14 protein-coding genes are annotated in these 13,824 nt (G+C 37.2%); 3 read left to right on the top strand and 11 right to left on the bottom strand.

The window, feature by feature from the left end; all coding sequences use genetic code 11:
- Positions 1–60 precede the first annotated feature (60 nt).
- From IE222_RS11895 to IE222_RS27030, 5 genes are all read right to left on the bottom strand, one after another.
- Positions 61–1,350: a (Fe-S)-binding protein gene (locus IE222_RS11895; RefSeq protein WP_191273037.1), complete on the bottom strand. Its 1,290-nt coding sequence runs from the start codon at positions 1,348–1,350 to the stop codon at positions 61–63.
- Positions 1,343–2,728 carry an FAD-binding oxidoreductase gene (locus IE222_RS11890; RefSeq protein ID WP_370465040.1) on the bottom strand — a complete coding sequence of 462 codons (1,386 nt, stop codon included), beginning with the start codon at positions 2,726–2,728 and terminating at the stop codon, positions 1,343–1,345. Before IE222_RS11890 ends, IE222_RS11895 begins: the two co-directional genes overlap by 8 nt.
- Positions 2,729–3,284: 556 nt before the next feature.
- Positions 3,285–4,757: an alanine/glycine:cation symporter family protein gene (locus IE222_RS11885; protein WP_191273035.1), complete on the bottom strand. Its 1,473-nt coding sequence runs from the start codon at positions 4,755–4,757 to the stop codon at positions 3,285–3,287.
- Positions 4,758–4,771: 14 nt separating this feature from the next.
- Positions 4,772–6,394 carry an amidohydrolase gene (locus tag IE222_RS11880; protein ID WP_191273034.1) on the bottom strand — a complete coding sequence of 541 codons (1,623 nt, stop codon included), beginning with the start codon at positions 6,392–6,394 and terminating at the stop codon, positions 4,772–4,774.
- A 215-nt stretch (positions 6,395–6,609) separates the two neighbouring features.
- Entirely contained in the window at positions 6,610–6,720 is a 111-nt protein-coding gene (locus tag IE222_RS27030) for a DUF6980 family protein (RefSeq protein ID WP_440590007.1), read from the bottom strand.
- Between the two features lie 289 nt (positions 6,721–7,009).
- Between IE222_RS27030 and IE222_RS11875 the strand changes: the two genes are divergently transcribed.
- A complete protein-coding gene (locus tag IE222_RS11875; RefSeq protein ID WP_191273032.1) occupies positions 7,010–7,525 on the top strand; it encodes a hypothetical protein in 516 nt (171 codons plus the stop codon).
- A 499-nt stretch (positions 7,526–8,024) separates the two neighbouring features.
- On the opposite strand, the gene IE222_RS11870 is transcribed toward IE222_RS11875, so the two are convergent.
- Together IE222_RS11870 and IE222_RS11865 are read right to left on the bottom strand one after the other, a co-directional pair.
- A complete protein-coding gene (locus IE222_RS11870) occupies positions 8,025–8,462 on the bottom strand; it encodes a VOC family protein (RefSeq protein ID WP_191273030.1) in 438 nt (145 codons plus the stop codon).
- Positions 8,463–8,999: 537 nt separating this feature from the next.
- On the bottom strand, positions 9,000–9,404 hold the full coding sequence (locus IE222_RS11865) for a hypothetical protein (protein ID WP_191273028.1): 405 nt from the start codon (positions 9,402–9,404) through the stop codon (positions 9,000–9,002).
- 442 nt (positions 9,405–9,846) lie between these two features.
- Here IE222_RS11865 and IE222_RS11860 point away from each other — a divergent pair, with 442 nt between their 5' ends.
- The gene (locus tag IE222_RS11860; RefSeq protein WP_191273026.1) at positions 9,847–10,182 is read left to right on the top strand and encodes a heterocycloanthracin/sonorensin family bacteriocin; all 336 of its coding nucleotides are present in this window, start codon (positions 9,847–9,849) and stop codon (positions 10,180–10,182) included.
- A gap of 489 nt (positions 10,183–10,671) precedes the next feature.
- Positions 10,672–10,932 carry a site-specific integrase gene (locus IE222_RS26365; protein ID WP_223282667.1) on the top strand — a complete coding sequence of 87 codons (261 nt, stop codon included), beginning with the start codon at positions 10,672–10,674 and terminating at the stop codon, positions 10,930–10,932.
- A gap of 65 nt (positions 10,933–10,997) precedes the next feature.
- Here the strand turns inward: IE222_RS26365 and IE222_RS11850 are convergent, their stop codons facing one another.
- The 4 genes from IE222_RS11850 to IE222_RS11835 all read right to left on the bottom strand — a co-directional run bounded on the left by IE222_RS11850 (position 10,998) and on the right by IE222_RS11835 (position 13,573).
- Entirely contained in the window at positions 10,998–11,387 is a 390-nt protein-coding gene (locus IE222_RS11850) for a DUF5661 family protein (RefSeq protein ID WP_191273024.1), read from the bottom strand.
- Between the two features lie 273 nt (positions 11,388–11,660).
- A complete protein-coding gene (locus tag IE222_RS11845) occupies positions 11,661–12,152 on the bottom strand; it encodes a DinB family protein (RefSeq protein WP_191273022.1) in 492 nt (163 codons plus the stop codon).
- Between the two features lie 101 nt (positions 12,153–12,253).
- Positions 12,254–12,799, bottom strand: coding sequence for a hypothetical protein (locus tag IE222_RS11840; RefSeq protein ID WP_191273020.1), 546 nt, complete (start codon positions 12,797–12,799; stop codon positions 12,254–12,256).
- A gap of 336 nt (positions 12,800–13,135) precedes the next feature.
- Positions 13,136–13,573, bottom strand: coding sequence for a VOC family protein (locus tag IE222_RS11835; protein WP_191273018.1), 438 nt, complete (start codon positions 13,571–13,573; stop codon positions 13,136–13,138).
- Positions 13,574–13,824: the final 251 nt, after the last annotated feature.

Below are 13,824 nucleotides of genomic sequence, written 5' to 3'. Positions count from 1 at the left end.
ACTTACAAAAATAAGGAAAAAGGGACAATTGTTTTTGCCCTTTTTCCCCTTGCTGTTTTCTCAGCTGATATCACATGCTTCCGCCAATAATTCAACTAAATGAACTGCTCTAATTTCGTCTCTTAAGCCCTCTCGTTCTACACCCAAAAGCATTTGTAAATGGCATCCAGGATTCGTTGTAATAATGATCTCTGGTTTTATTTTACTTATATTCTCCATTTTTAAGTTTAATATCTCCATTGATTCCTCAAAGTGAACAATATTATATATCCCGGCAGAACCACAGCACATATTCATATTTTTGTGTGGAATATAAGATATGCCTGGGATTTTCTCAATAAGTCGAACCGGTTCCTTTTCAACTTTTTGAACATTTTTTAAATGACAAGAAGGTTGATACGTAACCGTTTTCTGTATTTCCATTTTAAAAGGTAACTCTAATTGATCCAATATGAAACTAATATCTTTACATTTATCGGAGAATAGTTCTGCACGTGGATACCATCTGTCAGCTTCATCAAACAAAAGATGATATTCAACCATCGCTGCTCCACAGCCGCCTATACTATTTACGACATAATCAAACTGGTATTTTTCAAACGCTTCAATATTATGTTTAGCTAAGGAAATGGCCTTTTCCTTTTCACCACTATGATGGTGTAGAGCACCACAACACGTTTGTTCTGCAATTAATACAACTTCACATCCCGCAGCTGCCAGTAACTTCATACTTAAATCGTTAATGCGTTTAAAAAAGGTATCCATTATGCACCCAACGAAAAAGCCGATACGAAACCTTGGGCTTGTGTCAGGCTGAATGGCTGAATGCTTACGCTTTTTTACATTCACTTTTGGTGTAATTTTCTCAAACTGGCGCATAGGCTCTGGTAAAATATTGGTGAATCCGATTTTTCTTGAAAAGTCATCTATTTTGAGTGTTTGGTATAGTTGTAGGCCAGACCCGATAAAATGCAAGACATTTTTATTTGGAATCATGTAATCAAAAATCAGCTTTTTCATAGCTTTTTCTTTTAGCGATTGTTTTCTCCGACGCTGTTCGGTTAAAACATCAATGGCCGATTCCAATATTTTTCCGTACTGGACATTGGTGGGGCAAGCCGGTTCACACGCCCTGCAGCCTAAACATACATCCATTGGTCCAGCCAAATCATCTAATGAAATTCTTCCTTCTGCAGCCATTTTAACAAGATTGATTCTTCCTCTCGGCGAATGGGTTTCCTTTCCAAAGGTAGCATACGTAGGACAAGATGGCAGGCAATAACCGCACTGGACACAATTAACTGTCTCATTGTACGCGAGTTTGTCCAACAATATGGTTTGCTTATCCATTGTGCAACACTAACCTTTGCCCTGGCTCAGGGAAAACTTTCCCTGGGTTTAATATATTATTGGGATCCCAAGCCATTTTAATTCTCTTCATCATTTCAAGACCTTTTGTCCCAAGTTCCATTTCCATGAATGGCGATTTCATGATGCCAATCCCATGTTCTCCGGATAATGTTCCGCCTAGTTCGATGGCTGCTTTAAATATTTCTTCAACCGCCAATTCTACTCGCTTCATCTCCTCTGTATCTCGCTGATCGGCGATAATATTGGGATGTAAATTCCCATCACCCGCATGGCCAAAGACCACTAGATTAATATCGTGGGTTTCCTTTATCTCTTTCAGTTTCTTAAACATATCCGGTATTTTGCTTCGTGGTACTGTTGCGTCCTCAGATATCTTAGTAGGTTTGATTTTTACGATTGCCGGAGAAACTAGCTTTCTAGCTTTCCATAATTCATTTGCTTCTTCATCATTTTCAGCGACAATTACTTCCCTAGCACCAACGGCAAGACACGTTGATTTAACCTTCTTCATTTCCTCCTCAATAGAGTAGGGGTGTCCATCAAGCTCTATCAATAAAATGGCTTCAACATCCGTTGGTAAACCTAATGGCTTATACTCTTCGACTGCTATAATGCAGGCTTGATCCATAATTTCCATTTTTGAAGGCAATATTCCTGAGCTTAAAATGCGCGATATCGCATGCCCGGAATCCACTAGATCATCGAATAATACGAGCGCTGTTTTGGTGGCAATCGGCTTTGGAATTAATTTAAGAATGGCTTCCGTGATGATACCTAAAGTTCCCTCTGACCCCACAATTAATTTGGTTAAATCATACCCTGTCACATTCTTAATGGTCCTGCCTCCAGTTCGAATGATTTCACCTTCAGGGGTAACCACCTCAAGCCCGATCACATAATCTTTGGTAACCCCATATTTTAGTCCTCTGGGTCCCCCAGAATTCTCTGCCAAATTCCCTCCTATAGTGGAAACATGTGCACTGCTAGGATCTGGAGGATACATAAAACCAAATTCATTAGCTTTAGCATTAATATCGGCTGTAAGTACTCCCGGTGAAACTACGGCTATGGAGTCATCGGGATCAATTATTAATTTGTCTTTCCATAGGGAAAAATCCAGAACGATTCCTCCGTTTACTGGCAGTGGGCCCCCGCTTAAACTTGTTCCTCTTCCCCTAGGATACAAAGGGATTTTATATAGATTCGCCAATTTAACAACCCCGACAACTTCATCAGTTGAAATCGGTTGTAAAACCAATTCAGGAAGATGTGTACCAAATGAAGCATCAAAAGAATAACTAAATAAATCTTCTCTTCTTTGAAGAATTCTTTTTTTGTTGACTATAATCGCCTCTATATTTCTTAGGCATTCTTCTGTTATGGTTGCCAATGTTACACACACTCCTTCTAAAATGACACTAATGATAAATAAAATTATTCACAATGCATAAATAAAATAACTAAGGTTTATTACTTGAAGATAATGTAATGTTTTAATTAAAAACCTCCTTATTTATTTCGATAAACAATATCATGCAAATTTCATGCCAATATTTTTCTTTATTTAATTTTTGTTTTTAGTCTACGATTAGGTTTTTACAGTAATTCTATAAACACTTTAATAAGTTGAGAAAAAAAGGAAGAATGCATTTTAAGTATAAATAAACATTAATTTCTAAAGGATCAAACCAATCCCCTAATTAATAAATCAAAAGGATTAAATAGTTTCTTTTTCACAAACTTAGATTATAATCTTAAGAAATTCATAAATAAAAAAAGACCGAACATGCAGTAACATGTCCGATCCAGCAATAGACGGTTCTGTTGGGCAATAATCCACCCAGATCAACTCAAGGATGGATTATTTGTAATTGTAAAGGGAGATTTCCTACCTTTAAAGAGTTCATTTCCCTCTACACTACTTTTGTATCCTTCGGTGGTGTATTCTTTTCCTCATAGAACAGCGTGATGTCAGGATCAATCTCGCCGATTCCCATGTATCTTGCTTTATAATCTTTCAACAGTGCTAAGAATCGTTTACTTAATAGAAGGAGCACGACAACGTTCACAAAGGTCGGAATCGCTGATGTAATATCGGCAAAGTACCAAACGGCTTTGCCAGGCATTCCAACACTTACAGCATAGATGACCATCGACAATCCAGGGATTGGATAGAACCATGTGAAAAATGTGAGGAATTTACGTTTGAACTTTGTCCCTTTATTTTTGAATAAATGACGTAATAAAATTTCGTAATAAATATACCAGCCTGTTGTGGTAGTAACACCAAATAACACGACAGAAATCGTAATAATATAACGTCCGGTTTCCCCAATTCCTGCTTCGAAGGCCGCTAGCGTTAATTCTGCACCAGATAATCCGGATGACCAAACACCTGAAATAATAATCGTTAGTGCGGTAATCGAACATACGATAATAGTGTCCACAAATACTTCGAATGCACCCCAAATCCCTTGCTTCACAGGGTGATCAACTTTTGCTGTGGAGTGTACCATTGGAGATGTTCCCCATCCAGCTTCGTTACTGTAAACCGATCTCGCTACCCCCATCTGGATTACCTGGGCCACAGCAGCACCGGTAAACCCGCCAACCGCTGCGGTTCCCCCAAATGCACCGGAGAAAATCAGGCTAAATGCATGGCCAGCCTCCCCTAAATTCGTAAAAATGATAAAAAGTCCGGATAAAACGAAGAATAATACCATAAACGGAACAATTTTTGAAGCGATCATTCCGATATGTTTAATACCGCCATAAATAATATAATAGGTAACTAGTGTAAGACCTATCGAGGCAGGGATCATCCCAATACCGAAAGTCGAGCCTACTGCTTCAGAAATAGTATAGTTTTGTAATGTAAAGAAGAAAGTCCCAAAAATACCAAAACCAAAAATAACCGCCGGGATCATCCATAGTTTGAACTTCTTTTCCTCCCCAAGACCTTTTTCCATATAATAGGTCGGCCCGCCATATGGTTCACCATTTTCATCCGTGTTGCGGTAATGAACCGCAAGCGTTACCTCGACCGTTTTAATAATCATCCCTACAAGGGCACATAACCACATCCAAAATACCGCTCCAGGTCCTCCGACTGCAATAGCAGTGGCAACACCGCCGATATTACCAACGCCGACTGAACCGCCAATCGCCGTACTAATCGCTTCAAAAGAAGACAAGATCCCTTTTGCATTATTTTCCTTTTCCTGTTTCTTGAAAAGACTTCCAAAAGTGGATTTTAGGATATGCGGCAAATGAACGAACTGAAAAAACTTCGTCGCTACCGTAAAATACACACCTGCAAATAAAATCGTAAAAATGAGAGGTAACCCCCATAAAAAGCCAACTACTTTCTCTAAAAATTCTCCCAAAAGCTTTCTCTCCCCTACATAGTATTAATTTTTGCCGTGGTGCTCTTTTCGTACTGAATATTCCCGTTGATAACTGTCATTTCAATGTCCGTATGTAAAAGCTCATCCGGATTCTCCATCTTGAATGGATTATGGGAATAAACCGTCATATCCGCTAGTTTCCCGCGTGAAATGGTTCCTTTTATCGTTTCTTCATTTGTTGGGTATGCCCCCATTTTGGTAAATAACTTAAAGGCATCATGCATGGATAATTTCTCATTCACATTCCAACCATCATGGTGATCACCTGGCGCTTTTCGGGTAACCGCCGCATGGATTCCAAGTAATGGATCAACCGGTTCAACAGGTGAATCAGAGCCGCCGGCACAAATCACATTGGATTCCATTAAAGTTTTCCACGCATATGCCAGCTGAAGTCTTTCAGGTCCAAGTCGTTCTTCTACCCATGGGAAGTCCCCAACAACAAATCTTGGTTGAATATCGGCAATTCGAGTCGGAACCGCTAATCTAGGAATTAAGTCTTTTCTCAATGCCTGGACATGAATCAAACGATCTCTATAGGATACAGCTGGAAATTGGTCTAGCAGATCCAAGATATTTTCCAATGCCTGATCGCCAATTGTATGAACGGCAATAGGCATGGACAGCCCCCGTGCTTTCCGAATGATGTCATATAGTTCATCATTAGAATACATCGCATCCCCAAATGTATCTGGGGCATCATGATAAGCCTCAGATAATAAAGCCGTTCTCCTGCCAAAGGCCCCATCCGCAAAAATCTTCACTGCACCAATTTGCAATGTTTCATTCCCGAAACCGGTATACATTCCCGCTTCTTTTAAATCATCCAAGTATTCATGATCAATTAACAGATTAGAGCGCAGCCCAAGCCCCTCTTGGTTTAATAACTCATCATATAACCGGTAAGTAGTATGTAATCCACCTAAGAAATTCGGATCATTCGTATGTACGCTGGTTAAGCCCTTTTGCATGGCGATTTGGATTGCCCGTCTTAATGCTCCTTTTAGATCTTCATAGGAATACTCTGGGATGTATTGTTTAAAGATCTCCGAAGCTGTTTCTAGTATGAGCCCATTCGGCCGCTTCGTTATTTCATCTAAAACAATGGCCCCTCCTTGCGGGATCGTCATGTCAGAATGGTACTGACAAATCTCGAAAGCCTTACTATTCACAAGAGCCGCATGTCCACAAATCCTAGGGATCAATAAAGGATTATGTGGCGCAGCGTAGTCAAGTTCTGAAATAGTGGGAATCCCGCCATCCGTGAAGAGATTTTCATCCCATCCTCTCCCAAGCAGCCACTCCCCTGGTTTTAGCGTCTTTGCTTTAGAAGCAATCTTACGCAGCATCTCTTCTTTAGATGTGACACCTGTTACATCGAGACTTAATAAATTGATGGCGATTGCAGACATGTGTAAATGGCTGTCAATGAGACCCGGGGTTACTGTCTTTCCTTCTAAATTGATGATTTCGGCATCGTATCGTGTCCAATAGGCCATAATCTCTTCTTTTGAACCCAAATCAATAAATCTTCCATTTTCCACAACAACAGCCTCAACCTGTGGTTTCATCGCATCAAATGTATAAAAATTCCCATTTGTGAATATCTTCCTCAATCATTTCCATCCCCTTTCTCTTTAATAAAAGAACAAGAAGGCGTTTTCACAACACCTTCTTGTTTTTAATAATATACAGAAAATTAATAATACAGTCAATCTTTCGTGAACAAATTTTACTAGTTTAATGGAAAAAAGAATACCAATCGATATTACCTATTTGAAATAGATTAACAATATTAATTTTGAACCACACCACGGACAAAAAGCAATTCCTATACTTGAAAAACCGCATCATGAACTATCAATCCGTAGTCATTATCTTTTTTTTCAAATATGATTATTTTGTAAGGACACTCAAAGCGACTTTTATGAATATCACACATAAAATTAGCATGATAAGCCAGTAGGAGCAACATACCCGATGTTGCTCCACTCGACTATTGCTACCCGATAGTATAAATACACTATTTCACAATCTTTCTTGTAAAATAAAAAAAGTGTCCTTTGTCCTTGCAGAATCTTACCCTTGGTATAAGAAGAAAACTTACAACTCAATATGCTCGGATTGTGGACTGAGAAGTTTTGTGAATAAAACTGTTGTTTAATTTGTCCAATCTCTTCATTTCCCCAATACATATATTATTTTAGTTATATATAAGGAGTGATTTATTAATGGGAATTAGAAGACAGTGTGAATGTTCTGGCACAGCTTTCACTGATATATTCGGACCATTATCCGCTAACATTTGTCCATCTTGCTTTATAGAAGGTAGTACAGTCACTTATGAAAACACATCTATTGGTTTTAGCTTTTCATCTAACAATGTTAACCCCCCAGAATGTTTTTCTATAAATGGTCAAACCATATTGAATACAAGTGGCACTGGGACAATTACAACAGGTACTGAAACTTTCACTGGTACTTTTACCATTACCTTAGTTGATGGTCCTGGGGAATTTGATGATAGTATAATATTTACTTTAGTTGGTATTGATACAGAGGGTTTCCCCTTTGCACACACATCTGTAATTACTGGATTATCGGAGGAAAGTGTAATTATTACTGGTTGTAATTTAACCATTACTGACAAAGGCATTGACTCTAGTGCAGCCAATAGCGTTCACACTGAAAAATTTTCTGAAATAAAGACATTAAGTAAAGGCAAATGGTATGAATATACTTCGTAGTACACATTAGTTAGTATATTTTGTTTCATTTAGGAAACAAATTCTCCCTTTTTACTTCGTAATATAGGTCTAATGCTCATTACCTACTTATAGCATGGTAACTTTTATCCCTTAGTAAGACCATCCCAAGCTTCCTTTGTCGCTTGGTTAAACGTGAGTACTGTCCATCCTTGACTTTCCTTGGATGGACAATTTTATTTCAACGAGGACTTGTAAATATTGTTTAAATTTGTTCCATAGACTTTACGTTTTATAAATACCTACTGCAATTTTATAGTGAATTATCTTGGTCTTACATTTTTATTAGAATGAATTTATAATTTCTTAACAAAAACTGTTATTCTTTATTATCAACAGTTCCTAATCCTTATTCAAGTAACCTGCCACGATAGCACAATAAGATTAAGGGATCGACACAGCCATTCCTTATTTAACATAAGCTCCTAGAAGAAATCTTTATAGTTGGAGATCTAAATGATTTAAAGTCCCATTCAAATATTTATTTGATTCTCTCCGCTAGCTCTAAAATAATTCCCTCTGGACCACGAACGTAGCATAACTTATAACTTTCTTCATATTGCTGTATCTCACTAAAGATTTCTGTTCCCTTCTTTTTCAATTTTGCAACAATAGCTTCAATATCTTCCACATTAAAGCAAATATGTCGGATACCAAACGTATTTGCAAAAGGTTGCTGAATATCTTTTTCATCTGACGGCGTATAAAATTTGACTAGCTCTATCCATGCCTGACCATCTGGCATCCCTAATGCTACACATGCCGTTTTAACATCATTAAGCCCAATTACTCTGTCCAACAGTTCTCCATCCATTTCCCATTCCGCTTGCACTTCAAGTCCTAAATCAAGAAAAAACGCTTTAGCCTCTGAAAGATCATTTACGTTTATACTCACATGATCTATTCTATTGATTTTCATATCTCATACCTCCTATGTCCTGTTATTTTCAATACCTGTTTTCGTGTAAGGTTTGTTTGAAATTCTAATTCGCTTAAAACAGAAAATATCCTTCTTCAACTAACCTGCCCTTTATTATAAAAAGAAATAGCCGCCAAAATGACAGCTACGATTTTAAACTCTTGCTCCCATTATTTTAAGTACAAAATTTCACAAACTCTATTTACTCAAGCAAAAATTAGATGTCTATTAATTACTCCAGACAGAACTACTTGGGTTAATTAATCAGTGCCCATCGATTTGAATATAATATTTTTTTCCTTTCGTAGTTACATAGAAATGAAAGTTACGATCATTTTTTAAATTTTGCAATTCCGCCAGGATGTAATTTTCATTATAATTTGTTTCAAACTGAATGCTATATAGATAACCGTTTGCTAATGTAGACTCCAATGATAAATGTGTAGAAGGAAATACCCGTTAGTCAAAATAGAAATTGCTGCCATAATGACAGATCAAATCTTCAACTATTGCCCCCAGTTGTTGAAGAAGAAGTTATTATTTTACAATTCTCACTAATATTTTTTCAGGCATTTCTATACGGTCAATGTCAAAACTGTTGATTTTCAGGATTAATTCTCCTTCTCGCTTTTGGGTTTCTTCTCCCACCCAACAACTGTACAGTTCAAAAAAGTCTCCTGGTCCAAGATAACTATTCATCAACTTGCATAGCGCAATTAGTTTCTCCTTCGACTCTTTACAAGTTCTCTTGTTAATATATTTTGAAATTTCAATACCCCAATCACTTGAAACTTCATAAACATAAGGAGTAGTAAATTGATATTTCTTCACATTAAGTCGATGCCCTTCATCTGAAAAACAACTTCCAATGGTAACTAAATCGTCTGATTCATCATTGATAGGTAATACTACATTAGAACCTATATAGGTAGCTAAACTCATTTGCGTTCACCCCTGTTCACTTCTGACTAAATTCTATATTTTTGTTCTCAAACTAGCCCCGTTGAAACTATTCTGCACCGTTAGCCCAATAACAATTTCAATAAAAAGGTGCCTTAATCCGTCTTGAACCAAAGCCCCTGTTACTTTAAGTGCATTCTTTCACATTCTATATCCTAGTTTTCATACAGTGAATCATCAACTTCAACAGTATATCAGATTAATCAACCACAAGTTTTTATGTAATGAATCAACATTTAATATTACCTCAAACTGAAATAGGCACTTAAATCAGTGACAATGTCCTAACAGAAATCATAATTTGTTGAAGAGAGTACAGATATATATGATGGTTTCATTTAAACGAAACTGACGAATTACCCTCGTTCATCTCTCTAAATAGGTGTATGACTGACTAATTAATAAATACAAAGGGGAGGAAAAAATGCAGAATCTACAAAACGAACTTCAAATGTTAGGAATGGATAATTTCCAAGTTGGTAATTTAATTACCATTGATCCAAACCTCAATGATCCGCGGCATTTTGGCGGAATGCGTTGCGGCGGCGGAATGCGTTGCGGCGGTGGCATGCGTTGTGGTGGTGGCATGCGTTGTGGTGGTGGCATGCGTTGTGGTGGCATGCGTTGCGGCGGAATCCGTTGCGGGGGCTTTCGTTGTGGAGGATTCGGATGTTTCGGTTGCTTCGGCTGTGGTGGTTGTGGTGGTTGTTATAGCGGCTACAACTATTACAACGATTACAACGGTTGGTACAATTACTAATTCACAAAAGAAAAAATGGATATCTATTGAAATAAAGTGCCCATGCATAATTTGCCGCAAGGGCACTTCTTTACTGATTATCATTTTGGACAAAAAATCGTACACTAACTGATAGTGTACAATCGTAACGATTAGGAATTCGTTCTTTCACTAACCTGCCCCGATAGTTCAATATCTGCACGTTTCTATTTCCATAATCAAGGTAATAATTCCTCTTATTTAACCGAAAAGGAGGAAATTGTTATGTTATTATCAAAAGCCTGGGAACTTTATGAATCAGATAAAAGGATTGAAGAGACATTAAATGCGTAGGGGCTCTAATCAAAGCTACTTATCCAATACTCTAACGATGTGAATATTGAATCATTGATTATTGATAAGTTGAAAGAATACTTGGCAAAATCTAGTGAACACCTAAAGCCATCAAGTATGGCTCACCGAATTCGATTTATTAAATCGCTATTTCGTTGGTCACACGAGGAAGGTCATATGCCCAAAAATCCAGCTGCCAATCTCAAAGAACCTAAACAAGGAAAACGGATTCCAGAATTTTTAACGGAAAGAGTAATTGACCATCTGAGGGAAGCTCGTTTTACTCCGATGGAAAAGGTATTATTTGAATTTATGTTTTCAACAGGTTGTAGAATAGGTGAAATTGTTTCTCTTGATAAAAATTGTATTTTTGAATATGGATTGGCAAAAGGCAACGGACACTTCGCTGCCTTTTCACTATTGCACCGGATAGTTTAAGGACAATTTTTCACAAACCAGCTTACAAATTTGAGCTATTCTTATAATTTAGGCATTGTAATAAATCATTTTTTCCAATAAGCTTTTGCTTCTTCCTCAAGCACCTTTAATCTTTTGTAGTAATCAGGAAACTCGTTAAGATGAGCTAGAGCAATTTTCCCCGTTATAATAGGATCATCACCACTTACATTTGTTTGGCTGGATATTTTTCCATGTTCAAGCTCTGTGTTTACTCCCATCCAAAACTCATCTAAATCAAACTTACTTTTACTAAAATTAATGCCCAAAAGTAGAGCGATTGCTGTTGCTTCCTCTTTAGAAAAAGATTTATCCCTAGTTGCAGAACAATTATTTCTATACCTGTTTGGACTTCCGGTGGTTGGATAAGGATATCGCGTACCATGGTTATAACGGTTAATAAAGTGGTTTAAATACCAATTATTATAGTAAGACAAAACACATCACTCCTAAACCTAGATATCACACTATACGTTATTTACCTGTTTACGAGCTTGTCTCCTAAAAGTTAAACAAATATCAAATTTAACAAAAGAATTTGGCTTATTAAACTGCATCCATTAATGCCGTCAGTATCATATCTATGCTATAGCTGCTGTTAGAGGCGTGTTCTCCGTTGCCGACACTTCGTCAAATAGCTCGACAAATATTTGATGTAATTCGTGATATATAGGGCCACACGTTCTGGAACTGCAGTGCAATTTTTTGTCCTATTCAAAAGAGCGGCGCGATGGCCATGAGCCTTGCAACTTGCGGATCAGGATAATTTGGCCCGTATGATAAGCGTCATGGAGAATGAGGCTGTTCAGCCACTCGTCTAATGGACGATTAGTAACAAGAGCTTGCAATTGGTCAGCGTTTAAATTCGTAATACGCTCACGGATGCCAAGATGGACGCTTTTTAGCCTATTTTGCGTGGCTTGCCAATCGCTCTCCGTTTTCAAACTGACTGCGAACGTATCATCATTCGTCAACCCTTCTGGATACTTCGATTCCTCACCGGTAATTCTTTTGAGCAACCGTTCCTTGTAAAAAATCAAATGCTCAACTGTCTCCCAAATCGTGTTCGCATGCTCGCCAGCCGGGCGCCAATCTGCTTGCTCTGCCGTAAGCGCTTTGAGTGCGTCAGCCAGTGGCGGATACCAATCTTCTTTATCGTAGCAAAAGTCCCAGTTTTGAAGTAACGATTCCGTTCTGTTCATTCCAAATCCTCCTTAGCGCGTATTGTAACCATCTAAACAAATATTTTACCATAAAATTCTAATTCCTTCTTCACTAAACAGCTTGTTTAGTTGAAGAACACCTACTGTATATTTTCCATCCTCTTTCGTTTCCAAATAAAAACAATAATAAGAACAGCTATTCCCAAAAAGGGAATCCAAAAAATCAGATTAAATTGTTTTAATTCGTTTTCAAGATTAACTATTTCAGTGGGAGCTCTACCTTCCCCTAGTAACAATAAATCTTTATCAGCACTAATAAGTTCAATTGTTCTATCACAAATATTTGAAGTAAGTACGTCATTTCCATTGTTTTTAGCATAAACCAAATATTCCTGACCTTCATTAAAGTCCATACTACAAGAAGATGGTTCATCAATTAATACAATCTGAGATGTTGAAAGCCCTTTCCATATGCTTGTTACCTCAAACAGAATCTTTCTTGAGTATTTATCTTGTTTCATCTCAATTATTTTTCCATTAAAAACTGCATCGGACAATTCTAACTCTTTTTCAACTGATTTTGTTTCAACACACTTACACGCATAACTTACTGAAGGTTTTACTGTTAAAGCAAAAGTAGAGAGACAAATGAACATTGTAAAAACAAGAGATAATTTCTTTACCACTTTACACCCCCATGTTTAATTAATCACTATGTATCTACTTCTAGATAAAACCAATAAACAAATTCCTGTTAATCTCCTACTGTTATTACCTTTCTAACGTTTCCATTTCTATAATCAAGGCAATAATTTAGTTTACTAGGACACGAAAAAGCGAGACAACTAGGATTTATGCTTAGTTAAGTGGAAACGTCAGAAAAGAATTTTATAGACAATATTTTTAAAAACGGATGGAAAAAGGCAACGGATACTCCTCTGCCTTTTCGCTATTGCACCCGATCGTTTAAGAAGAAATCTCTAACGTTGGTGAGCTAAATCATTTAAAGTCCCATTCAATATTTATCTGATTTTCTCCGCCAACTCTAAAATAATTCCTTCTGGACCACGAACGTAGCATAACTTATAACTGTCTTCATATTGCTGTATCTCGCTAAAGATCTCCGTGCCCTTCTTTTTCAATTTGGCAACAATATCTTCAATATCTTCAACATTAAAGCAAATATGTCGTATACCCAGCGTATTTGCAAAAGATTGCTGAATATCATTTTCATCTGACGGCGTATAAAATTTGACTAGCTCTATCCATGCCTGACCATCTGGCATCCCTAATGCTACACATGCCGTTTTTACATCATTAAGCCCAATTACTCTGTCCAACAGTTCTCCATCCATTTCCCATTCCGCTTGCACTTCAAGTCCTAAATCAAGAAAAAACGCTTTAGCCTCTGAAAGATCATTTACGTTTATACTCACATGATCTATTCTATTGATTTTCATACTTCATACCTCCTACGTTCCTGTTATTTTCAATACCTGTATTCGTGTTAGGTTTATTTGGTATTCTATTTCGCTTAAAACAGGAAATATCCTTCTTCAACAAACGGCCTATAGTATAAAAAGAAAAAGCCGCCAAAATGACAGCTCCGATTTTAAACTCTTGCACCCGTTAGTTTAAGTACAATATTTCACAATCTTGCTTTCTTGGATAAAAACTATTACTAAAAGTATTATTTTGTGTAAATATTCTA

It is taken from the genome of Neobacillus kokaensis (genome assembly GCF_014656545.1).
In the GTDB taxonomy this organism is placed as follows: domain Bacteria; phylum Bacillota; class Bacilli; order Bacillales; family Cytobacillaceae; genus Neobacillus; species Neobacillus kokaensis.
The sequence above is the reverse complement of the archived record's forward strand: the minus strand, read 5'-3'. Positions and strand labels throughout refer to the sequence as shown.

Bases quoted from the DNA above. Each gene is read 5' to 3' on its own strand.
- IE222_RS11895 (WP_191273037.1), bottom strand. From the start codon at position 1,350: ATGGATAAGCAAACCATATTGTTGGACAAACTCGCGTACAATGAGACA.
- IE222_RS27030 (WP_440590007.1), bottom strand. From the start codon at position 6,720: ATGTGTGATATTCATAAAAGTCGCTTTGAGTGTCCTTACAAAATAATC.
- IE222_RS11875 (WP_191273032.1), top strand. From the start codon at position 7,010: ATGGGAATTAGAAGACAGTGTGAATGTTCTGGCACAGCTTTCACTGAT.
- IE222_RS11870 (WP_191273030.1), bottom strand. From the start codon at position 8,462: ATGAAAATCAATAGAATAGATCATGTGAGTATAAACGTAAATGATCTT.
- IE222_RS11865 (WP_191273028.1), bottom strand. From the start codon at position 9,404: ATGAGTTTAGCTACCTATATAGGTTCTAATGTAGTATTACCTATCAAT.
- IE222_RS11860 (WP_191273026.1), top strand. From the start codon at position 9,847: ATGCAGAATCTACAAAACGAACTTCAAATGTTAGGAATGGATAATTTC.
- IE222_RS26365 (WP_223282667.1), top strand. From the start codon at position 10,672: ATGCCCAAAAATCCAGCTGCCAATCTCAAAGAACCTAAACAAGGAAAA.
- IE222_RS11845 (WP_191273022.1), bottom strand. From the start codon at position 12,152: ATGAACAGAACGGAATCGTTACTTCAAAACTGGGACTTTTGCTACGAT.
- IE222_RS11835 (WP_191273018.1), bottom strand. From the start codon at position 13,573: ATGAAAATCAATAGAATAGATCATGTGAGTATAAACGTAAATGATCTT.